Raw genomic sequence first — 21,025 nt, forward strand, 5'->3', positions numbered from 1 at the left:
GGACTGGCGGTTACATCGCCGTGGCGCCACACATCTCGGTTTCGGTGTTGTAGTTGCCGCACGAGATTGGTGCAGTCCAATCGGCTTCGATCATCTTGGATTCGGGTAGGAAGTCGGACCAGGCATCGCCGGGGACAAGTTCGCTTTCCGAGACGACTTCGAACTGGCCGTCAGCCTGAATTTCACCGATCAGAACAGGCTTGGTCAGGTGATGATTGGGCAGCATGGTAGCGATGCCACCGGTCAGGTTCGGGGTTTCCAGGCCAATGATGGAGTCCAGAACGGCATCGGTATCGGTGGTTCCGGCCTTTTCGACAGCCTGAACCCAGAGGTTAAAGCCGATGACGGTAGCTTCCATTGGGTCGTTGGTGACCTTGTCGGCATCGTTCATGAAGGTCTGCCAGGCAGAGATGAACTCTTCATTTTCAGGGGTGTCGACGGACTGGAAGTAGTTCCAAGCTGCCAGATGGCCCACCAGTGGGGTGGTGTCGAATCCAGCGAGTTCTTCTTCGCCAACGGAGAAGGCCACGACCGGAATGTCCTCGGCCTTGATGCCCTGATTGGCGAGTTCCTTGTAGAATGGCACGTTGGCGTCACCATTGATGGTGGAGACAACGGCAGTCTTCTTGCCGGTCGAGCCGAAGGTCTTGATGTCGGACACGATGGTCTGCCAATCGGAGTGACCGAATGGCGTGTAGTTGATCATAATATCTTCTTTGGCCACGCCCTTGTCCATGAGGTACTGCTCAAGGATCTTGTTGGTGGTCTGCGGATAGACGTAGTCAGTACCGGCCAGCACCCAGCGCTCCACGCCTTCGCTTTCCATCAGGTAGTCGACAGCAGGGATTGCCTGCTGGTTGGGAGCGGCGCCGGTGTAGAATACGTTGCGCTGGCTCTCTTCGCCTTCGTACTGCACGGGGTAGAACAAGATCGAGTTCAGCTCTTCAAAGACGGGCAGAACCGATTTGCGCGATGATGACGTCCAGCAGCCGAACACGGCTGCAACGCCGTTCACTTCGATCAGTTCACGCGCCTTTTCGGCAAACAGCGGCCAGTCTGAGGCAGGATCAACGACGACGGCTTCAAGCTGCTTGCCCAGGAGGCCGCCCTTCTTGTTCTGCTCGTCGATCAAGAACAGCATGGTGTCCTTGAGCGTGGTCTCGGAGATCGCCATCGTGCCCGAAAGCGAATGCAGGACGCCGACCTTGATGGTCTCGTCCTGTGCGAATGCGGGAACCGTGGCCGTCATGGAAAGGCTGCCGGCCATGGCCGCAGCAAGCAGAGCGCTCTTGGCGCCGAAGTTCTTCATGTGATCGTCCCTCTATGCAAATTGAGCCCCAAGCCACCAAGGGAGGCGCTTGTTGGGGGGACTGTGGGACAGTTTGTTAACGGGGCCCTATACGTCGATTGACGTAGCTGCGGCTCTGGTGTCTGCGCATTGGTCTCGCAAAAGGCTCAAAAACCTAGTGTTTCCAAGCAATACCGTGCTAACAAGCATGTGCCGATTTATTGTGCGGTCGACGAAACTGATTAACAACTAGACGGTTCATGGCGCGTCAACGCATCATTCCCATCCGCCGCGAGTATAACCGTTGGGTCGCAAACCAGACCCTCGAGGACTATGCGCTGCGCTTCACCGCCAAGTCGGCGCGCCGATTTTCCAACGATCGGATCTCGCAGACGGCCATTGGTGCCATCTCGTTCCTGGCACTGGAGGCAATTGGTGGCGCCATTACGCTGAGCTACGGGACCACCAACGCCATCATCGCCATTGTGGTGGCGTCACTTGCCATCCTGCTGATTGGCTTGCCAATCGCGCGCTATGCGACAAGGCACGGTGTTGATGTCGACCTGCTGACGCGCGGCGCCAGTTTTGGCTACATCGGTTCGACGATCACCTCCCTGATCTATGCCAGCTTTACTTTCATCCTGTTCGCCATTGAAGCCTCGATCATGTCGAGCGCGCTGCAACTGGCGTTCGGAATCCCGCTGTGGCTGGGATACATAATCAGCGCCGTGGTCGTCATACCCTTGGTGACGCACGGTGTTCAGATGATCAGTCGGTTTCAACTGATAACCCAGCCAGTCTGGGTCGTGCTCAACATCCTGCCGTTCTTCTTCATAGCCTTTCTTGACTGGGACAAGTTCGATCTGTGGCGCAGCTTTGCGGGTCTGGGTGCGCCGGAGGGCGTCGCTGGCAGCATCGCGCCGTTCGACCTGGCCAAGTTTGGGGCGGCTTCAGCCGTCATCCTGGCGCTGATGACGCAGATTGGCGAACAGGTCGACTTCCTGCGTTTTCTGCCCGCAGAAGGCGTCAGCAAGTGGCGACACAAGGTGGCAATCTTTCTTGCAGGCGCTGGTTGGGTAGTTGTCGGCGCGCCGAAACTGCTGGCTGGCTCGTTCCTCGCGTACCTAGCCCTTTCGAGCGGGGTATCACCCGAGCATGCGTCCGAGCCCGGTCACATGTATGCGGTGGCTTTCGGCTACATGGTACCCAACGAGTTCATGGCGCTGATGCTGATGGCCGTTTTCGTGGTGATTAGCCAGCTCAAGATCAACGTGATGAATGCCTATGCCGGCTCGCTGGCTTGGTCGAACTTCTTTTCACGTTTGACCCACAGCCATCCGGGGCGGGTTGTCTGGCTGCTGTTCAATGTCGCAATTGCGCTTCTGTTGATGGAATTGGGCATTTATCGGCTGCTCGAGGAAACCCTGGGTATCTTTTCCATCATCGCGATGGCCTGGCTGTGCTCTATCTCGGCAGATCTGTTCGTGAACAAACCGCTTGGCCTTGCCCCGCCCGGCATCGAGTTTAAAAGGGCGCATCTCTACGACATCAACCCGGTCGGTGTTGGCTCAATGCTGCTGGCCACGACTATTGCGTTGATGGCCCATTTTGGACTGTTTGGAGAGACTGCTGCAGCCCTTTCATCCTATGTGGCGCTGGTTGTGGCCTTTGTCGCCTCGCCGACGATCGCATGGGCAACCAAGGGCAAATACTATCTGGCACGGAAGCCCCGCAAGCAGTGGCAGACGCTGGATTCGGTCACCTGTTCGATTTGCCAGCATCCTTTTGAGCCCGAGGACATGGCTTGGTGTCCTGCCTATGCGGCGCCGATCTGCTCGCTTTGCTGCTCTCTGGACGCGCGCTGCCACGATATGTGCAAACCGCACGCGCATTTTCGGGCCCAGACCCACGCCGTGGCAGCCAGCATTCTGCCTGAGTGGGCCATCGCCAAACTGCAAACCCGACTTGGGCGCTACAGCATTTCCATGGCCATTGCGGTCGCAATGCTGGGTGGTGCGCTCTGGCTTATCTATTATTTCGCGGCTGGCGCTGCGCCACATACCGCCGATGTTGTGGGAGGCACGCTGGCGGTGGTGTTCTTTGTGTTCGCCGTTACCGCAGGCATTATCACCTGGTTTCTTGTGCTGGCCCATGACAGTCGCCTCGTGGCCGAAGAAGAAAGCTCACGCCAGAATACGCTGCTTCTCAAGGAGATCGACGCGCATTCACGCACCGATGCTGCCTTGCAGCGTGCCAAAGAAAAGGCAGAAGCCGCCAATCAGGCCAAGAGCCGCTATGTTGTGGGCTTGAGCCATGAACTGCGGACGCCGCTCAACGCGGTGATGGGTTATGCGCAGGTGCTTGAGAGGGATGCGGGCCTGCCGGAAAATCGGCGTGGCTCGGTACAGATCATTCGGCGCAGCGCCGAACACCTATCGGGCTTGATCGATGGGTTGCTCGACATTTCCAAAATCGAGGCAGGACGCCTGCAGGTTTACTCCAACGAGATCAACATCCAGGACTTTCTCGATCAGATCGTTGACATGTTCAGTCTGCAAGCCAAGGCCAAAGGCTTGGAATTCCGCCACGAGCGCGCGCGCGCCTTGCCCACACATGTGCGCACCGACGAAAAACGTCTGCGGCAGATCCTGGTGAACCTTCTCTCGAACGCCATCAAATTCACCAATGAGGGTCATGTCAGCTTCAAAGTGGAGTACCGCAACCAGGTGGCCAATTTCGTCGTCGAAGATAGCGGTACGGGCATTGCAGCTGGCGATATCGAGCACGTCTTTGAGCCCTTCGTACGCGGTGAGGCCGAGCGAAACCGGTTCGTGCCGGGTCTCGGGCTGGGTTTGACCATTACTAAGCTGCTTACCGAGACGCTGGGGGGTGAAATATCACTGACCAGCACCATTGACGTTGGAACGCGGTTTCAGGCGCGGTTGATGCTGAGCAAGGTGGAGCGACCACAGGCGGCACATGCCGATATTCGGCGCGTTGTTGGCTACAAGGGGCCTTCTCGAACGGTCATGGTGGTGGACGACAATGCAGACCATCGAGATCTTGTCCGAGAAATGCTCTCGCCTCTCGGCTTCGTGGTCCTGTCAGTCAAGGATGGGTCCGGTTGCCTGCAGGGCATTGAGGCGCACAGACCGGATGTCTATTTTCTCGATATCCGCATGCCCGGCATGAATGGATGGGAGCTCGCGCAAGCCTTGCGGGATCGTGCTGTCGTTGCGCCGATCATAATGCTATCGGCGAATATCGGCGATGGTGCTGGGCCCACCAACTCAGATGCAGGCCACACAGATACTCTGGCCAAGCCGTTTGAGCTCAATCAGTTGCTGGAAAAACTGGCGGCGCATCTGGCGCTGGAGTGGGATTACGCCGAGCAGGCTGTTGCAGCGTCCGAGAATGGTGCTTCGAAACTGCTGTCGCCGGGCGCTGAACACTTGCGCGAACTGGTCAGTCTGGGGCAAATCGGGCATGTGCGTGGAATCGAGGCCAAGCTAAGTGAGCTGGCGCGCGATGCGGCCAACAGGCCGCTGGTGGATGCATTGTCGGCGCACCTGGCCGCCTTCGATTTCGAAAGTTATGCCGAACTCATTGAGCGGGTGAGCCATGAGCCGGATTGAAAAGGATCAGGACATCGTCCTGCTGGTCGACGACTCCCCGGAGTCGCTCGGTTTCCTGACTGAGGCGCTCGAGCAATCCGGGGTCACTGTACTGGTGGCCCGCAGTGGCGAAACAGCGTTGAACATTGCCGTGCGCGTCGCGCCCGATGTGGTATTGATGGATGCTGTGATGCCGGGCCTGGATGGGTTTGAAACCTGTCGGCGGCTCAAGGCCATGGCAACGCTTACCCATGTGCCGGTGATTTTCATGACCGGGCTGACCGAGACCGAGCATATCGTACATGCGCTCGAAAGCGGCGGCGTTGATTACCTCTCCAAGCCGATCAATGTTGACGAATTGCGTGCTCGCATAAGGGTGCATCTGGCCAATGCTCGGCGGGCGCAAAGTGCGCGGATTGCGCTTGACGCCGCGGGGCGGCATCTGGTGGCGTTCGGTCGTGATGGAGTCGTATTGTGGTCGACGCCACAAAGCACGCGATTGCTGGAGCAATCGGGGGTGGACGTGCGGGGGTCTGATGAAATGTCGGCCCGTTTTCTGGCATGGCTTCTGCAGCGCGGCGATGATCTGGCTCCCGGTAGCGGATTTGAACTCGCTTTGGCAGGTGCGCCAGAGCTTCAGTACGCGTTTCTCGGGGTTGTTGGTGGCGACGAATACCTGTTCCGTCTGGCCCGTGCGCAGGCTGAAGGTCAGGAGGACGTCCTGCGGCAGCAGTTTGGTTTGACCCTGCGCGAGAGTGATGTCTTGCTGTGGATCTCACGCGGTAAATCGAACCGGGATATCGGCGATATCCTTGGGCTCAGCCCCCGCACAGTGAACAAGCACCTCGAGCAGGTTTATACCAAGCTGGGCGTAGAGAACCGGGCCTCGGCGGCGATCAAGGCAATTCAGGCCTTGCAGGCCCTGTTTGAACTCTAGACTGCGCCGCGATCGCGTTTCCGGTCTCGCCAAAAACATCGATCACATATTTTTCTAGCCGGAACGCTTCTGCCCAACACCCGTTGTTCGAACAACCCTCGCGGCCACTATCTGCTGCGGGAGACGATCTTGGTGTCGGCACAAATAGGCACCAGATGGTCCGTAGGTCGCTGTGGAGGCTGACGCTCCTTTGCAGCGACCTCGGTGGGGCGCGAAACTTCGGTTTCGTGCCCTTTTTTGCGTTGTACAAATGGGCCTCGGGTGGAGCGTCCCTGACAATGGCGGACTAAGTGCATGCGGCTGATCAGCGCCCCAGCTCAAGCGTAGCGCCTGCCCAAAATCCCAGCGCATTGCACATAAAATACTCACAATATCTTTTAGGCTAATTTATGTGCGATTTTTCTTGCGCGCATGCACACACTGCGCTTGTGTTCGGGCATCATCACCCAGGGGACGTACACATGCTCAATCGCAGACTTCTCATTTCCACATTCGCCGTTGCCTTTGCCGGATTGTCGGCGCTGCCGGCGGTGGCGCAGACAGCGATCAAGTTTACACTCGACTGGAAGTATGAGGGGCCAGCCGCCGGCTTCCTGCTGGCGCTGGACAAGGGGTACTTCAAGGATGAAGGCCTCGACGTCACCATTGATAGCGGGAATGGCTCTGTCGATGCCATTCCGCGCGTCGCTACGGGTGCCTATCAGATGGGTTTCGGCGACATCAATTCAGTCATCAAGTTTCTCGATGAGGACCCTGCGCAGCCGGTCAAGGCCGTGATGATGGTCTATGAAAAGCCGGTCTTTGCCGTGGTCGGGCGCAAGTCGCTTGGTGTTACCGAGGATCCGAAGTCTCTTGAAGGCAAGAAGCTGGGTGCGCCGCCACCGGACGGTGCGTTCGCCCAGTGGCCGGCCTTTGTCGAAGCTGCCGGAATCGATACGGCGACGATCGCCATAGAGTCCATCGGCTTCCCCGTCCGCGAACCCATGCTGGCGTCGGGTGATGTGGATGCGGTGTTCGGTTTCGCCTTCTCGGTGATCCTCAACCTGAAAGCCAATGGTGTTCCAGACGAGGATATTGCGACCATCCTGTTCGCCGACAATGGGCTGAACCTTTATGGCAATGCCGTGCTGGTCAACGAAGATTTCGCCGCAGAAAACCCAGAGGCTGTGAAGGGTTTCCTACGCGCTCTGATCAAGGGCTTTTCCGACGCGGTTGCAGACCCTGCCGCCGGCGTGGAGGCTGTGCTGGCACGCAATGAGATTCTCAACAGCGACATCGAACTGGAGCGGCTTGAAATGGCCAATTCGATGAATATCAAGACGCCCTATGTGATCGAAAACGGCTTTGGCGATGTCGACATGGCGCGTCTTGCAGCATCTATCGACACGCTGAAAATCTCGATGGGGCTGACTGGGGCAGTCGCGGCAGACGATGTGTTTGACGCTCAGTACCTGCCACCTGCTGCAGAGCGCATGCTGCCCTAAGCCCTAATTCAAGCAACGGCCCGGGCGGTGACGTCCGGGTTAATTTTTTCGGGGAGGCCGAGGATGGCTCTGGTCAGTATCGACAATGTGGACATGCGCTATGGCGGCCCAGGCGGGACGCTGGCGGTCAGTGGGTTGACCATGCGGATTGAACGTGGCGATTTCGTCGCGGTGGTCGGGCCTTCTGGTTGCGGCAAGTCCACGTTGATGAAATTGGTAACCGGGCTGCATGTCCCCCAGGAGGGGACGGTAATTGTTGCGGGCCACCAGGTGACCAGGCCGGTCTCCATTGTCGGTATGGCTTTCCAGAACCCCACCATGCTGCCCTGGCGGACAACGCTGGAAAACGTGCTTCTGCCACTCGAGATCGTCGAGAAGCACAGGCACCGCTTGCGCGCCCACAAAAAGGAATACGTCGAAAAGGCAGAACACCTGCTTGAAACTGTGGGACTCAAAGGGTTTGGCGAGAAATTTCCCTGGCAGTTGTCTGGCGGAATGCAGCAAAGGGCCAATCTATGTCGGGCGCTGATCCATGAGCCGGAATTGCTAATGCTGGACGAGCCGTTCGGCGCGCTCGATGCCTTTACACGCGAAGAGTTGTGGTGCGTCATTCGCGACCTGCACGCTGCCCAGGATGTGACGATTGTGCTCGTTACCCACGATCTGCGGGAATCAGTATTCCTGGCCGACAAGGTACTGGTCATGAGCGCGCGTCCGGGGCGCGTGGTTGCAGAACACGAAGTGCCGTTCACGCGGCCGCGTCAGCTCGATATTCTTTATGACAAGGCGTTCAACGACATGGTGCAAGCGCTGCACGGTGAGATTGCCACGGCGAGGGCCGCAGCATGACCAATATCGAGAGCGCCACTGCCAACGCCACCCTGCCGCCACCCAAGAGCTTTAACATCAACTGGCTGGTGCTGGCGCCGTGGCTCTACACTATTGCCCTGTTTGTGGTCTGGGAGATTGTGGTCAGATCGATGGGTATCTCCCAAACAATCCTGCCAGCGCCGAGCCGAATTGCCGAAGCGATCGTGCAGTATTGGTCCCCGATCTGGAAGAACTCACTGCAGACTCTCTACACGACCGTGCTTGGTTTTCTGATTGCTGTAATTGCCGGCCTGGGGCTTGGGTTGTTCATTGGCTGGTCCAAGGCGATCTATGCCGGGCTCTACCCGATCATGATCGGCTTCAATGCTATTCCCAAGGTGGCATTGGTGCCCATTCTGGTAATCTGGTTCGGTATCGGGACGGTGCCGGCGGTGCTGACCGCCTTCCTGATTTCGTTCTTTCCCATCGTGGTCAATGTGGCCACAGGTCTGGCGACAATCGAACCGGAGACAGAAGACGTGCTGCGCGCGCTTGGCGCCAAGAAACTCGACATCATGCTCAAGGTCGGCATTCCGCGCTCGATGCCATATTTCTTCGGCTCGCTGAAGATCGCCATCACACTGGCGTTTGTCGGTTCGGTGGTGTCGGAAACCGTCGCCTCCAATTCGGGCCTGGGCAATATGATGAGTTCGGCGCAGAGCCAGTTCAATGTGCCGCTGGTGTTCGCGGGACTCATGATGCTCGCCGTCGAGGGCATCGCAATGTATGCTCTCATGGCCTGGATCGAAAGGCGCATGACCGGCTGGGCCCATCGCTCGACGATGTCTAACTAAGAGGGGCCGTCAGGTTGAGGCGTTCGAGCGTGCCGCGGTCCGCCGGGTCCACCATGCTGACCAGGAAATCCGTCACGGTCTTGCGTGCTTCTTCTGGCAGGCTGGCAATGGCGTCGTTGATCCGGCTGGCCTGTGTTGCGGACAGGGTTGAGAACAGCTCACGCCCCTTTTCGGTGGCGTAAAGCAGGCGCTGGCGGCGGTCCGATCGGCCGGTTTTCTGTTCTACGTAGCCATTGTCGATCAACTGGCGCAGCACGCGGGCCAGGCTCTGCTTGGTGATCTTGAGTATATCAAGCAGGTCAGCCACGGGCATGCCCGGCCGAAGGCATACAAAATACAGCACGCGGTGGTGTGCGCGACCGAAGCCCTGATTGCCCAACATGGCGTCTGCATCGCCGGTAAAGTCGCGATAGGCAAAGAAGAACAGCCCCATGATGTCGAGCGGGAGGGGCTCCCCATCCGGACCTGCGTAATTTATGTCAGTCATGTTGACATTTTTTTGGTACGCTGCCATTGTCTTCCCATCAGGACGCCGTTCTGTCTTATCCCTCAGCCTTTGTGGTTTGCCAAGGCCTTGGAGCTCGGGCATGATTGGCGCCAATCAGGCAGCTGAAGCGGCGCCTGCACAGTAATTTTCGGGAGACAACGATGGCCGGCGTGCCGATGGACCAGCGTGAAGGCTGGATCTGGTTTGATGGCGAGTTCAAACCGTGGAAAGACGCGAAGATTCACGTGCTGACACATGGGCTGCATTATGCCAGCTCGGTGTTCGAGGGCGAGCGGGCCTATGGCGGCGAAATCTTCAAGTCGCGGGAGCATTCGGAGCGGTTGATCCGGTCAGCTGCGACGCTGGACATGAACATGCCCTGGAGCGTCGATCAGATCGAGGAGGCCAAACGGGCCGTTCTGGAAAAGAACGGTCTGGTTGATGCCTATGTGCGCCCCGTGGTGTGGCGCGGCTCGGAAGAGCTCAGCGTACCGGCGCGTAACAACACCATCCATTTTGCGATCGCAGCATGGGTCTGGCCGAGCTACTTCTCGGTCGAGGAGAAGCTCAAAGGCATCCGCCTGGAGTGGAGCAAGTGGAAGCGTCCGTCACCAGAGACGATTCCGTCGTCGGCCAAGGCCGCAGGCCTGTACATGATCTGTACGTTGAGCAAGGACGCGGCCATGGCCAATGGTTATGCCGACGCGCTGATGCTGGACTATCGCGGCTATGTTGCCGAGGCGACCGGCGCCAATGTGTTCTTCATCAAGGGCAAGGATATCACGACGCCCACGCCTGACTGTTTCCTGGACGGCATTACCCGCCGCACATTGATCGAGCTGGCCAAACAGCACGGCTACTCTATCACCGAGCGTCACATCAAGCCTGAGGAACTCGATCAGTTTGACGAGTGCTTCCTGACCGGTACCGCTGCAGAGGTGACACCGGTCAGCGAGATCGGGCAGTTCCGCTTCAAGCCTGCTGAAGGCTGCCGTACGCTGATTGATGCCTATGCAAAGGCCGTGCAGCCCAAGCGCGCTGCCGCCGAATAGGTTTTTGATACCTGTATGGAAAAAGCCGGGCCATTGTGCCCGGCTTTTTGTTGTTGGTGCGGTTCGGCCTATGCGGTTTGGGCGGTCCACTGCAGGATCTCGGCCATAACCTGCTTGAGCGCCCCGTCCAGGCCGCCAATGGCAGCAGCAGCAGGGTCAATGGCAGCGGCCTGAGTGGCCGAGAAGCTCTTGCTGGCGAAGATCATGCCGCGACGTTCATCCACCAGTTTGGCGTTGATCCGGACGGTAGCCAGATTGCCATTGGCGGCGTCGATTTCGAAGGCCTGCAGTTCGGTGGCCAGTGTGACGTCGACCCGCAACTGATCGTCTGGGCGACCAATATTGGGGAAGTTCGATGCTTCAAAGGTCTGCAGCAGACGCGTCTGCACAAGCCGGGGCAGGGTATCGGACAATTGCGCATCAGGCAGATAGCTGAGCACATTGCCGACATCGCGCACGACCACGCGCTGCGAGTCATAGGTCTGAACCGTCTTGGGCAGGGTGATGACCACCACTCGCGACGAGCGCCTGCGCATGGGGACCAGGCTCGCGCTGCTCAGATCAAAAGTCACCGGCGGCGCTCCTGCGAGACAGCCGGTCAGCGTGAGCGCCATGGCGGACGCGCCTAGGGCCATAAATGTGCGTCGTGTGGTGGACATCGGCCCTACCTCTTGTTGTAGTCGCGGACGGTTTCCCCGCCAAAAATAAGACCCTGTGGGTTGCTTTCAAGGTTGCGCACCACGCGGTCAAGCCGCGCCAGTGTCGCCCGAGCCTCTTCGGCAAGGGCAGCATAACCGGGTAACCCGCTGGAGGTGAAATTGTTCAACCCGACTGCAATGCTGGCGGTGCTGGTATTGAGCTGATCGGCCAGTTGACGGATCGAGACCGCGGCATCGCCGATCTGAGCAAACAGGCCTTCGCCTTCGGCATTGTTGACCGAGCCGTCGACCTTTTCGAGGATCTCATCAACCTTGGTGGCCGAACCCACGAGCGAATTGGAAATCTCGGTCAGGTTGGCGACGATAGAGTCGACATTGGTCGCGTTGTCGCCAAGCTTGGTGGCGAAATCATCGACATTGCCCAGAACACGGCTGACCATTGCCGGGTCAATCTCGGCGGCGACCTGATTGATCTTGACCACAGCGGGATCGAGATTGGCCACCATTGTCGTGATCCCTTCCGCCAGCGTGCCGGTCGCAGCGAACAGGCTGTCGATCTGCTCGGAATTGCGGGCGAGGCTGTCGGTAAATGTGGTGATGTCATCCACGACAGTGGCGACCTTTTCAGGTGGCAGCGCAGCCAGAATGTCCTTGAGTTCAGCGGTCACAGTGCTGATCTCGCTGGAGAAGGTATTGGCATTGGCAACAATGCGGGTGACCGCTTCGGGATCAATGGCAGCAGTTACGGCGTCGATGCGATCAACACTGGTCGACAGCGTAGCACTCATTTTCGTGATGTCGTCAGACAGGGTCGATGCTGCGGCGAAGAACTCATCCACCTTGCCGGAATTGCGCGAGAGCGTCTCGCTGAACTCGGCGACATTGTCGACAACCTGCGTAACCTTTTCGGGCGGAATAGCGGCGGTCAGCTCACCGAGCTTGCTGGAGAGCGCACCGATCTGTTCAGCCATCGGACCCACTTGCTTGCCCGCCTCGGCTATGGTCGCAAGCGCGTCTTTGACGCCATCGGCATTGGCCGCCAGCGCATCGCTGAAAGTGGCGACATTGCTGATGGTTTCGTTGAGCTTCTCGTCATTGGTGTCGAGGAAGCCATTCAGGCGGTCCACGGCGGTGGCCGTGCCATTGATCGTTGTTGAGAGGCCGTCGAGGATGGACTGGAAGTCGGAAACCTTGGCGTACAGCGTGGGGACATTGCGGCCGGGCTCGGTCGGTGGGTCGCCTGCACTGGCCGTGCCACCCGACAATTGCAGCGAGCCCACGCCGGTCAGGCCCTGAAAGCCCATCAAGGCCTTGGTATCAGCCTTGATCGGGATCGCCGCATCGATTTCCATGCGGGCAATGACGCGATTGATGTCATCAGGGTCTAGCGTAACGGTTTTGACCTGACCCACCTTGATGCCGTTGAACTGAACCTCGGTGCCCGCACTCAGACCCGAGACAGTGCCCGTGAAGATCACCTCATAGGTCGCAGTCTGGGTATTGCTGGAGGGGCCGGCAAACCAGTACACAAAGCCAAACAAGGCAACCAGAACGGCGGTGGCTATGACCCCGACTACGGCATAATTTGCTTTGTTTTCCATGGTTAGCCTTCGAGGTTGTGGGCGCGGGGGCCGTGGAAATAATCCCTGAGCCAAGGCTCGGAGGCAGCACGCATTTCGCTCAGTGTCCCAGCCTTGAGCAGCTTGCCGTTTGCGAGCGCGACAATGCGGTCACAGGCGACTTCCAGGCTGTCCAGATCGTGGGTCACCATAAGCACTGACAGACCCAGCGTATTGCTCAATGTGACAATCAACTCGTCAAATTTTCCGGCGCCGATCGGATCGAGGCCGGCGGTTGGCTCGTCGAGAAACAGAATTTTGGGATCAAGCGCCAGAGAGCGCGCCAATGCGGCGCGCTTGATCATGCCACCCGATAACTGGGTTGGATAGGTGTAGGCGGCGCTGGCAGGCAGCCCGACCAGATCGATCTTCATTCGCGCGACCTCGCGGCGGAGCTTGGGCGACAGATCAAGGTGCTCGCGCATGGGGAATTCGATGTTTTCCAGCACGTTGAGCGAGGAGAACAATGCGCCCTGCTGGAACAGAACACCCCAGTCCCGGCGGATGGTCTCTCGTTCGCGCACGGACAGTTCAGAGAACGGACGGCCGAAGACTGTGATGTCACCGCGGCGGTGGGGGATGAGCCCAGCCATCGCGCGCATGGTGACGGTCTTGCCCGAACCGGACGGTCCGATCAGGCCGAGGATTTCGCCACTGCGCAGCTCAAAGTTCAGACCATTGATGATGATTGTGCTGCCAAAGCCCACAACGAGATCGTTGACCTGCATGGCGGCGGGGACGGGGAGGGTGGAGGTGTTTTCCATCGCTAGAACCCGATCGCAGCAAAGAAGATGGCGAACAAGCCGTCGGCCACGATCACCACAAAGATGGATTTGACCACCGAAGAGGTGGTGCGGCGCCCCAACGACTCCGACGAGCCCTGTACTTTCATGCCCTCGACTGAGGCGATCAGGCCGATCAGCAGGCCCATGAAGGGGGATTTGAGCAGTCCAACGGCAACGCTGGTGATGGTCATGGCGTCTTGAAGGCGAATGACGAAGACCTCGATCGGGATTCCGCCGTAGGCCTTGGCAACCAGAATGGCGCCTGCCAGACCGGCCATTGACCCGACAAAGGCCAGAAGGGGTAAGCCCACGATCAGAGCAAGCGCGCGCGGCAGCAGCAAGGCCTGATAGGGATCAACGCCCATGACCCGCAGCGCATCAAATTCCTCGCGGATACGCATCGAACCGATTTCGGCTGTGATGGCAGAGCCTGAACGGCCAGCGACCATGATAGCGGCAAGCAGCACGCCGATCTCGCGGAACATCAGAATGGCGGCGAGATCGACCACCAGAATGGCGGCACCGAAATTGCGCAATTGCAGAATGGTCTGCTGTGTGATGATGGCGCCCACCACCAGCGAGATCAGCGCCACGATTGGAATGGCGCGCAGAATGATCTGTTCAAACTGTTCAACAAAACTGGCGAGGCGCAGCGGGGACTGAAAGGTTGCGGTGCGCCAGAAAGCCCCGATCAGATGACCCTGGGTGGCATTGACACTGACAACGTCCTTGCTGGCGTCGATAACGGTTCGGCCCAGGGCGATGAAGGGAGCGATCAGAAAATTGTCGGTATGCTGGGGTGGCAAATCGGCAGGTTCATATTCATCGATTCGCGCCAGCAGCGTCTGGTGCTTCGAGGACGCGCCAACAAAGCTGCCAGCGCCAGCAGCACCATGACGACGTAACTGCGTGAGCAACCAGGCGCCCGTTGTGTCGAGCATGCCGATACGTGCTATGTCTATATCAACACTGGTGTTTCCGGGGATCGATGGCGTGAGGCCAGCAACTTCGAGCTCCAGGGCACGTGCATTTGCTGACGTCCAATCACCCGAACAACGGATTGTCGGATCCGCCCCGCGCGTTTCGTCTAACTCGATATACCGACCCATCGGACCTGCAGTGCCACAACTTATGAGCGGACTATTAACACGTTCCGCCTGGATTTGGCATGCCCTGTTGCAGTGGGTGCGCCGAGTATAGTGGCGCTAGTCCCAGCGGGCCCGGGCCGTGTCGTCGTCGGCCCTGGGGGCAACCCACTGCGTACCACCGGGGCCGGTTTCCTGTTTCCAGAACGGGGCATCGGTTTTCAGATAATCCATGAGAAACTGGGCGCTCTCAAAGGCCGCTGTGCGGTGGGGCGACAGTGTCATGACCTGCACGATGGGGTCGCCTGGTTGCAGCGTGCCATAGCGGTGAATGATGCTGGCGGCGCACAATTCGAACCGCTGCATTGCTTCACCGAGAATGGCACTGAGCTGATTGATGGCCAGTTCGGGATAGCATTCAAGTGTCAGGCTTGTGATGGGCGCGTCGGGTGTCGAACGAACCAGGCCTGTAAAGCTGACAGCGGCCCCGGCACCATCGCCAGCGGCCAGGAACGTGTTGGTTTCGGCGCCGGGATCGAACGCTTGGGTGGTGACGCGCACGCTCATCATCAGCCGCCGGTCATGGGCGGGAAAAACGCGACGGTACTGGCGCCAGCCAATGGCGTTTCGTGCGGTACCAGTTTGGCATCAACAGCAGATTTGATCAGGCTGCGTTTGGCAACGGCGTGGGCAAAGGCTTCGTCGCGTTCAGCCAGCCAGTCGATCAGATCGCCTACCGTGGCGACGCTATCGGGCGGGCTGACCTCTTCGCTGCCCCTATTGAGGCGCTCGCGGAGCCAGGCGAAGTAGAGGATCTTCATCTCGCATCACCTGACAGGTGTGGCCAGCTGGCGCGAAGATAGTCCCAACCCGTCCAGAGCGTCAGGGCGCCGGCGAGCCAGAGCAGCACATCGCTGAGCAGGCCAAACCCGGGAACAATGCGTTCAAACAGCACAATGGAGAGTGCTATCAACTGAACGGTGGTCTTCCATTTGGCCAGTTGGCTGACAGGCAGCACGATCTTGGTATTACCAAGGAATTCACGCAGGCCGGAGATGAAAAATTCCCGGAACAGAATGGCGCAGACCGGGATCATATCCCAGCCCGACAGGCTGCCATCCCAAGCCAGTACGGCGATCATGATACCCACCAGCAGTTTGTCTGCGATGGGGTCAAGCATACGGCCCAAGGGCGAATACTGGTCCCAGGCGCGGGCGAGGTAGCCATCGAGCCAGTCGCTGGCTGCCGCCAGCACGAAAAGGATCAGCGCAATCAGGCGCAGGATCAGATCACCATCCATCACCAGAATGGCAATGGGGATAATCGCCAGGATGCGCGCAATGGTGATCAGGTTAGGGACGAGGAGCAGCGGGTTTTTGGCCATGGATTGACAGAACAGTTTTGCTGGTAAGGGGTCAAGAGTGAGTTCGTCAGTAGCGATGGCCATTTTAACCTCCCCCCGTGGGGGGAGGATTAGTGCGGCTAGGCGATTGGCGATATTGCCTTATGCGACACGCTGCTTGGTGGCGGCGCGCCGGGCCGCTACCGCCTCGGCGAGGGTTTCCAGCGCTGTTACGGTAGTGTCCCAATCGATGCAGCCATCGGTGATAGACTGACCGTAGACGAGTTCACGGCCGTCAACGAGATCCTGACGGCCGGCCACGAGGTTGGATTCAACCATGACCCCAATAATGCGGCGATCACCGGCGGCCATCTGGGTGCCGATATCGGCCAGAACGGCTGGTTGGTTTTCGGGCTTCTTGGATGAATTGGCGTGGCTGGCATCAATCATGATGGTAGCGGGCAGCCCGGCCTTGTTGGCTGCCTGGGCTGCGGCCTCGACACTGTCCGCATCGAAGTTGGTGGTCTTGCCGCCGCGCAGGATGATGTGGCAATCGGCATTGCCGGTGGTGGCGGCAATGGCGGAGCGCCCCGATTTGGTGACGGCCAGGAAATGGTGGGGCTGACTGGCCGAGGCTACAGCGTCCAGGGCAATCTTGACATTGCCATCGGTACCATTCTTGAAGCCGACCGGGCAGGACAGGCCCGAGGCCAGTTCGCGGTGGATCTGGCTTTCGGTGGTGCGGGCACCAATGGCGGCCCAACTGACCAGATCGGCGATGTATTGCGGGGTGGTCATGTCGAGGAATTCGCAGGCCGCGGGCAGGCCCAGATTGGCGATATCGAGGAGCAGAGCGCGGGCTGTGTGCAGGCCGTTATCGATGTCGAAGCTGCCATCGAGATTGGGGTCGTTGATCAAGCCCTTCCAGCCCACAGTGGTGCGGGGCTTTTCGAAATAGACACGCATGATGATCTCAAGCCGGTCGCCCAGGGTGTCACGCAGCGCGCTGAGGCGCTTGGCGTAATCCAGCGCCGCGGCGGGATCGTGGATGGAGCAGGGCCCGACCACGACCGCAAGGCGATCATCGGCGCCAGTGAGAATGTTGTGGAAGGCGTGACGAGCGCTGATGACGGTGCGCGTGGCTGCATCGGTGCGCGGATGCTGGCGCATCACCTCGATGGGGGTGGTGAGTTCCTTGATGGCGCTGATACGCAGGTCATCGGTGGTCTTGAGCATTGGTGGTCTCCTCGGGAATTTCGGGTGAGGCGGCCAACAAAAAAGCCGCCTCGTATGGGGGCGGCTGGCTTCGGGTTCGGTCGTATCCTGGAAGGATCAGATCAAGCGCGCGGTAGCCTCCGCCGAGAGCGGATAGCTAAACCAAAACGAAAAAGTGGCTGCGGTGCGGATCATGAGGGAAGTTGTAGCGTGGGTTCCGCTGACTGTCGACTACTACTTTAGCCGCCCGCGCCCTGATAATTGCGCAGGACCAGGCGCTGCGCATAGACGTCAAAGTTGTCGCGACTCAGGATAATCTGAACGCGTGGGCCCCAATTATGGTCCCTGGAGGTTTCGTCATCAAACCCCAGCAGTTCAGAGCCAGAGCCGATCAACGCCGCGGTGTGACGCAAATCGGGTGCCGTTTCGGCCAGCCAAGGGCGAACAATATCGGTGTAGAAGCGCCGTGATAGTTCGATCCCCTGCATGCCTTCGCCTCCCCAGCGCTGGTGGAAGCTTATGGCCCGGCAGGGATATTTGGAAGGGCGGGCACGGCGCGGATGGCATGGCGCTATAGTCTGACGACATCGCCTTGGAAGTGATCAGTCCGACCATCCCTGGCGCATCAGAGTATAGGCAAACGAGGCTGTCCAGCCGATCAGTGCGAAGCCGTTCAGCGCCTCAATGCCTGAAACGATGCGCATTGCGCCTAGAGGGTAGATATCGCCGACGCCCAGCGTGGTGTAGCTCATCATGGAGAAATAGAAATGGTCCAGCGGGCTGCCCTGTGTCTCGCCAGCCAGTGAGCCCATGCCGAGCCAGCTGTCCATCGCATAGAATGCAAAAGCGTAGAGCGCTACCGAGAGCATCTGCGCTGCCGTCACACTGGCCATGCCGACCAGCACGCCAGCGCGTCGCGGTAACCCGCTCCCATCAAGGATGCTCCGTGCCGCCAACATGGACTGGTAGTGGATCAGTACCGAAACGGCCATGATCGCGAAGGCGCCAATGGTGGCGATAACAATTTCCATGCCGGTGCTCCGTGTTTTTCACAGGAGGCAATGAGGCAGGCGGTGGTCCGTTCCCTCAGGATCGGCATCGGCGCAGCGTGCGTATCAGCTGGCGCGGTTGAAGTGATCGTAGATCAGCTGCGCCATGGCGCTGGAAATGCCGGGTACGGCTTCGAGATCGGTCAGGCTGGCGCGGCCGACGGCCTTGGCGGAGCCGAAATGGTTGAGAAGGCTGCGTTTGCGGGTGGGGCCGATGCCTTCGATCTCGTCGAGCGGATTGGAAATCTGCTCTTTCTTGCGCTTGGCGCGGTGGGTGCCGATGGCGAAGCGATGGGCTTCGTCGCGCAGGCGCTGGACGTAATAGAGCACCGGATCGCGATGGGGCAGCATGAAGGCCTCGCGGCCCTCCATGAAGAATTTCTCACGGCCGGCGTCGCGTTCCTCACCCTTGGCGATGCCAATAAAAGTCACCTCCTTGGGCAGGTTCATTTCAGCGATAACGCCACGCACGGCGCTCATCTGGCCGGCGCCGCCGTCGATAAAGACGACATCGGGCCAGTCGGGCATGCCGGTGGCCTCGTCCTCGGCGTCGCTGTCGCTGTCATTGGTCAAGCGCGTGAAGCGGCGCGTCAGGACTTCGCGCATCATGCCGAAATCGTCGCCGGCGGTGATGTCGGATTTTATGTTGAAGGTGCGGTAGTGCCTTTTGGAAAAGCCTTCTTCGCCGGCCACGACCATGGCGCCGACCATGTTGGTGCCCGAGATGTGGGAGTTGTCGTAGGTTTCAATGCGGCGGGGCACGCTATCGAGGCCAAAGGTCTCGGCGACGCCTTCGAGCAGGGTGCGGTTGGTGGCGCCTTCGGCGAGCTGGCGGCCGAGGGCTTCGCGGGCATTGTTGAGAGCGTGGTTGAGCAGGTCGCGCTTTTCGCCCCGCTTGGGCACTTCGATGGCGACCTTGCGACCGGCGCGGCTGGAGAGTGCTTCGCCCATCAGTTCGGGCTCGGCCAGTTCGTGACTGATCAGCACCAGGCGGGCCGGGGTGCGGTTTTCGTAGAACTGGGCGATGAAGGCTTCGAGCACGTCGGCGTCGCTGAGACTGGAATCGGCGCGTGGTCGATAGGGGTAATTGCCCCAGTTCTGGAAGGCGCGGAAGAAGAAGACCTGCACGCAGAACTGGCCGCCTTCGTGGTGGATGGCGAAGACGTCGGCTTCTTCGACGGATTTGGCGGTGGCGTCGCCCTGGGACTGGACCAGGGCCAGGGCGCCGAGGCGGTCCCGGATCAGGGCGGCGCGCTCGAAATCGAGGTTTTCGGCGGCCTGTTCCATGTCGGCCTGCAAATGGTCGCGGACCTTTTGCGATTTGCCGGAGAGGAACTGGCGGGCATCTTCGACCAGCTCGGCGTAGCCCTCAAGCGAGATTTCGCGGGTGCAGGGGGCGGCGCAGCGCTTGATCTGATGCTGCAGGCACGGGCGGGTGCGGGCAGCATAAAAGCTGTCCGAACAATTGCGGAGCAGAAACGCCTTTTGCAGGCTGGCGATGGTGCGCGCGACGGCGGTGGCTGAGGCAAAGGGGCCGTAATAATTGCCCTTGCGACGACGGGTACCGCGATGCTTGGTCAACTCGGGGGCCTCGTGGTCACCGGTGATCAGGATATAGGGGAAGCTCTTGTCGTCGCGCAGCAGCACATTGAAGCGCGGCTTGAGGCGCTTGATCAGATTGGCCTCGAGCAGCAGGGCCTCGGATTCGGTCTCGGTGCGCACGAATTCCATGCTGACCGTGGCTGCGATCATGCGCTGCAGACGCACTTCTAGCGCCTCAGGTCGGGTGTAATTGGTGACGCGAGCCTTGAGATTACGGGCCTTGCCGACATACATCACCGCGCCCTGCGCATCGAGCATGCGATAGACGCCGGGGGCGGCGGGCAGGGTTCGAACAAAGGCCCGGATTACCTCATGGCCGCTGGGCAGGGGCGTGCTGTCGTCGGTCATGAGCGGGGAGTCGGGCCACGGCGTTCGGGGTGTTCGAGGTGTTCGCCACCATCGAGTGCCAGCATCTGGCCGGTCATGGATTTGGCGGCGAGCAGCATCAGCACACCATCGGCGATATCCTCGGGCCCCGCATTGCGTTGCAGAGGCAGACCCTGAACGCTGGATTCGAACTGAGCCTGGCTTTGACGCGAATGGGGCAGGACCGGGCCGGGACCGATGGCGTTGACGCGGATGGTCGGGGCCAGGGTCTGGGCCATGGTCCGGGTGGCAGCCCAGAGTACGGATTTGGACAGGGTGTAGCTGAAATAGGCGGGCGAGGTGTGCAGAACGCGCTCATCGATGATGTTGACGATATTGCCGAGGCTGCCAGCGGGGTGCTGAGCGGCGAAGTCGCGGGCCAGAAAAACCGGCGCTTCGGCATGAATGGCGAAATGGCTATCCCAGAGCGCTTCGTCAAGATCGTACAGGCTATCGGGGTCAAAGACCGAGGCATTGTTGATCAGCACCGAGAGGGGACCAAAGGGTGCGGCGGCTTTGGCGATCAGCCCGGCGCGGTGGGGGCGGTCCATCAGGTCAGCCTGAACAATGGCGGCGGTGCCGCCGGCAGCCGTGATGTCTGCCTGCACCTGACCGGCGCCATCGGCATCGCGGTTATAATGGATGATCACGGCATGGCCGGCGCGCGACAGCGCCTTGGCGATGGCGGCGCCGATGCGGTCACCAGCGCCGGTGACAAGCGCGACGGAAAGAGCTGAGGGTGAAGTGGACTGATTAATCATGCTGGGAACTGGGACC

Annotated in this window: 20 protein-coding genes; 6 read left to right on the forward strand and 14 right to left on the reverse strand. The window is 59.6% G+C overall.

The genetic code is table 11. The features are described 5' to 3' along the window. Positions 1–10 precede the first annotated feature (10 nt). Positions 11–1,309: an urea ABC transporter substrate-binding protein gene (gene urtA, locus KD146_RS03155; protein ID WP_212657293.1), complete on the reverse strand. Its 1,299-nt coding sequence runs from the start codon at positions 1,307–1,309 to the stop codon at positions 11–13. Positions 1,310–1,548: 239 nt separating this feature from the next. Between urtA and KD146_RS03160 the strand changes: the two genes are divergently transcribed. From KD146_RS03160 to KD146_RS03180, 5 genes are all read left to right on the forward strand, one after another. Next, the gene (locus tag KD146_RS03160) at positions 1,549–4,923 is read left to right on the forward strand and encodes a hybrid sensor histidine kinase/response regulator (RefSeq protein WP_212657294.1); all 3,375 of its coding nucleotides are present in this window, start codon (positions 1,549–1,551) and stop codon (positions 4,921–4,923) included. Continuing rightward, on the forward strand, positions 4,910–5,839 hold the full coding sequence (locus KD146_RS03165) for a response regulator transcription factor (RefSeq protein WP_212657295.1): 930 nt from the start codon (positions 4,910–4,912) through the stop codon (positions 5,837–5,839). Before KD146_RS03160 ends, KD146_RS03165 begins: the two co-directional genes overlap by 14 nt. 461 nt (positions 5,840–6,300) lie before the next feature. Beyond that, positions 6,301–7,323, forward strand: coding sequence for an ABC transporter substrate-binding protein (locus KD146_RS03170; protein WP_212657296.1), 1,023 nt, complete (start codon positions 6,301–6,303; stop codon positions 7,321–7,323). Between the two features lie 93 nt (positions 7,324–7,416). Further along, a complete protein-coding gene (locus tag KD146_RS03175) occupies positions 7,417–8,172 on the forward strand; it encodes an ABC transporter ATP-binding protein (protein ID WP_212659090.1) in 756 nt (251 codons plus the stop codon). Continuing rightward, entirely contained in the window at positions 8,169–8,987 is an 819-nt protein-coding gene (locus KD146_RS03180) for an ABC transporter permease (RefSeq protein WP_212657297.1), read from the forward strand. The genes KD146_RS03175 and KD146_RS03180 overlap by 4 nt, the downstream gene beginning before the upstream one ends. Here KD146_RS03180 and KD146_RS03185 read toward each other — a convergent pair. After that, positions 8,980–9,474: a MarR family winged helix-turn-helix transcriptional regulator gene (locus KD146_RS03185; RefSeq protein ID WP_249327568.1), complete on the reverse strand. Its 495-nt coding sequence runs from the start codon at positions 9,472–9,474 to the stop codon at positions 8,980–8,982. The two genes, KD146_RS03180 and KD146_RS03185, sit on opposite strands and share 8 nt — an antisense overlap. A 161-nt stretch (positions 9,475–9,635) precedes the next feature. Here KD146_RS03185 and KD146_RS03190 point away from each other — a divergent pair, with 161 nt between their 5' ends. Continuing rightward, positions 9,636–10,526: a branched-chain amino acid aminotransferase gene (locus KD146_RS03190; protein ID WP_212657298.1), complete on the forward strand. Its 891-nt coding sequence runs from the start codon at positions 9,636–9,638 to the stop codon at positions 10,524–10,526. 68 nt (positions 10,527–10,594) lie between these two features. Here KD146_RS03190 and KD146_RS03195 read toward each other — a convergent pair whose 3' ends face one another. From KD146_RS03195 to KD146_RS03250, 12 genes are all read right to left on the reverse strand, one after another. Beyond that, positions 10,595–11,140 carry an ABC-type transport auxiliary lipoprotein family protein gene (locus KD146_RS03195; RefSeq protein ID WP_212657299.1) on the reverse strand — a complete coding sequence of 182 codons (546 nt, stop codon included), beginning with the start codon at positions 11,138–11,140 and terminating at the stop codon, positions 10,595–10,597. A gap of 50 nt (positions 11,141–11,190) precedes the next feature. Next, positions 11,191–12,786, reverse strand: coding sequence for an MlaD family protein (locus tag KD146_RS03200; RefSeq protein WP_212657300.1), 1,596 nt, complete (start codon positions 12,784–12,786; stop codon positions 11,191–11,193). A gap of 2 nt (positions 12,787–12,788) precedes the next feature. Then, positions 12,789–13,568 (reverse strand): ABC transporter ATP-binding protein, encoded by a 780-nt coding sequence (locus KD146_RS03205; RefSeq protein WP_212657301.1) that lies wholly within the window; start codon positions 13,566–13,568, stop codon positions 12,789–12,791. Positions 13,569–13,570: 2 nt separating this feature from the next. Beyond that, entirely contained in the window at positions 13,571–14,530 is a 960-nt protein-coding gene (locus KD146_RS03210) for an MlaE family ABC transporter permease (protein ID WP_212657302.1), read from the reverse strand. Positions 14,531–14,794: 264 nt separating this feature from the next. Continuing rightward, on the reverse strand, positions 14,795–15,241 hold the full coding sequence (locus KD146_RS03215; protein WP_212657303.1) for a molybdenum cofactor biosynthesis protein MoaE: 447 nt from the start codon (positions 15,239–15,241) through the stop codon (positions 14,795–14,797). 2 nt (positions 15,242–15,243) lie between these two features. Next, positions 15,244–15,495 (reverse strand): molybdopterin converting factor subunit 1, encoded by a 252-nt coding sequence (gene moaD, locus KD146_RS03220; RefSeq protein WP_212657304.1) that lies wholly within the window; start codon positions 15,493–15,495, stop codon positions 15,244–15,246. Continuing rightward, positions 15,492–16,121 (reverse strand): CDP-diacylglycerol--glycerol-3-phosphate 3-phosphatidyltransferase, encoded by a 630-nt coding sequence (pgsA, locus tag KD146_RS03225; protein ID WP_345790736.1) that lies wholly within the window; start codon positions 16,119–16,121, stop codon positions 15,492–15,494. The genes moaD and pgsA overlap by 4 nt, the downstream gene beginning before the upstream one ends. A 57-nt stretch (positions 16,122–16,178) precedes the next feature. Continuing rightward, a complete protein-coding gene (locus KD146_RS03230) occupies positions 16,179–17,252 on the reverse strand; it encodes a 3-deoxy-7-phosphoheptulonate synthase (protein WP_212657305.1) in 1,074 nt (357 codons plus the stop codon). A 218-nt stretch (positions 17,253–17,470) separates the two neighbouring features. Further along, entirely contained in the window at positions 17,471–17,719 is a 249-nt protein-coding gene (locus KD146_RS03235) for a hypothetical protein (protein ID WP_249327569.1), read from the reverse strand. Positions 17,720–17,833: 114 nt separating this feature from the next. Then, positions 17,834–18,262 (reverse strand): potassium channel family protein, encoded by a 429-nt coding sequence (locus KD146_RS03240; RefSeq protein ID WP_212657306.1) that lies wholly within the window; start codon positions 18,260–18,262, stop codon positions 17,834–17,836. 84 nt (positions 18,263–18,346) lie between these two features. Continuing rightward, on the reverse strand, positions 18,347–20,230 hold the full coding sequence (gene uvrC, locus KD146_RS03245; RefSeq protein ID WP_212657307.1) for an excinuclease ABC subunit UvrC: 1,884 nt from the start codon (positions 20,228–20,230) through the stop codon (positions 18,347–18,349). After that, the gene (locus tag KD146_RS03250; RefSeq protein WP_212657308.1) at positions 20,227–21,009 is read right to left on the reverse strand and encodes an SDR family oxidoreductase; all 783 of its coding nucleotides are present in this window, start codon (positions 21,007–21,009) and stop codon (positions 20,227–20,229) included. Before KD146_RS03250 ends, uvrC begins: the two co-directional genes overlap by 4 nt. Between the last annotated feature and the right edge of the window lie 16 nt (positions 21,010–21,025).

This window comes from Devosia litorisediminis, assembly GCF_018334155.1.
GTDB lineage: Bacteria > Pseudomonadota > Alphaproteobacteria > Rhizobiales > Devosiaceae > Devosia > Devosia litorisediminis.

Coding starts and splice junctions, on each gene's coding strand:
- urtA (WP_212657293.1), bottom strand. CDS start 1,309: ATGAAGAACTTCGGCGCCAAGAGCGCTCTGCTTGCTGCGGCCATGGCC.
- KD146_RS03160 (WP_212657294.1), top strand. CDS start 1,549: ATGGCGCGTCAACGCATCATTCCCATCCGCCGCGAGTATAACCGTTGG.
- KD146_RS03165 (WP_212657295.1), top strand. CDS start 4,910: ATGAGCCGGATTGAAAAGGATCAGGACATCGTCCTGCTGGTCGACGAC.
- KD146_RS03170 (WP_212657296.1), top strand. CDS start 6,301: ATGCTCAATCGCAGACTTCTCATTTCCACATTCGCCGTTGCCTTTGCC.
- KD146_RS03175 (WP_212659090.1), top strand. CDS start 7,417: ATGCGCTATGGCGGCCCAGGCGGGACGCTGGCGGTCAGTGGGTTGACC.
- KD146_RS03180 (WP_212657297.1), top strand. CDS start 8,169: ATGACCAATATCGAGAGCGCCACTGCCAACGCCACCCTGCCGCCACCC.
- KD146_RS03185 (WP_249327568.1), bottom strand. CDS start 9,474: ATGACTGACATAAATTACGCAGGTCCGGATGGGGAGCCCCTCCCGCTC.
- KD146_RS03190 (WP_212657298.1), top strand. CDS start 9,636: ATGGCCGGCGTGCCGATGGACCAGCGTGAAGGCTGGATCTGGTTTGAT.
- KD146_RS03195 (WP_212657299.1), bottom strand. CDS start 11,140: ATGGCGCTCACGCTGACCGGCTGTCTCGCAGGAGCGCCGCCGGTGACT.
- KD146_RS03200 (WP_212657300.1), bottom strand. CDS start 12,786: ATGGAAAACAAAGCAAATTATGCCGTAGTCGGGGTCATAGCCACCGCC.
- KD146_RS03205 (WP_212657301.1), bottom strand. CDS start 13,568: ATGGAAAACACCTCCACCCTCCCCGTCCCCGCCGCCATGCAGGTCAAC.
- KD146_RS03210 (WP_212657302.1), bottom strand. CDS start 14,530: ATGCTCGACACAACGGGCGCCTGGTTGCTCACGCAGTTACGTCGTCAT.
- KD146_RS03215 (WP_212657303.1), bottom strand. CDS start 15,241: ATGAGCGTGCGCGTCACCACCCAAGCGTTCGATCCCGGCGCCGAAACC.
- moaD (WP_212657304.1), bottom strand. CDS start 15,495: ATGAAGATCCTCTACTTCGCCTGGCTCCGCGAGCGCCTCAATAGGGGC.
- pgsA (WP_345790736.1), bottom strand. CDS start 16,121: ATGGCCATCGCTACTGACGAACTCACTCTTGACCCCTTACCAGCAAAA.
- KD146_RS03230 (WP_212657305.1), bottom strand. CDS start 17,252: ATGCTCAAGACCACCGATGACCTGCGTATCAGCGCCATCAAGGAACTC.
- KD146_RS03235 (WP_249327569.1), bottom strand. CDS start 17,719: ATGCAGGGGATCGAACTATCACGGCGCTTCTACACCGATATTGTTCGC.
- KD146_RS03240 (WP_212657306.1), bottom strand. CDS start 18,262: ATGGAAATTGTTATCGCCACCATTGGCGCCTTCGCGATCATGGCCGTT.
- uvrC (WP_212657307.1), bottom strand. CDS start 20,230: ATGACCGACGACAGCACGCCCCTGCCCAGCGGCCATGAGGTAATCCGG.
- KD146_RS03250 (WP_212657308.1), bottom strand. CDS start 21,009: ATGATTAATCAGTCCACTTCACCCTCAGCTCTTTCCGTCGCGCTTGTC.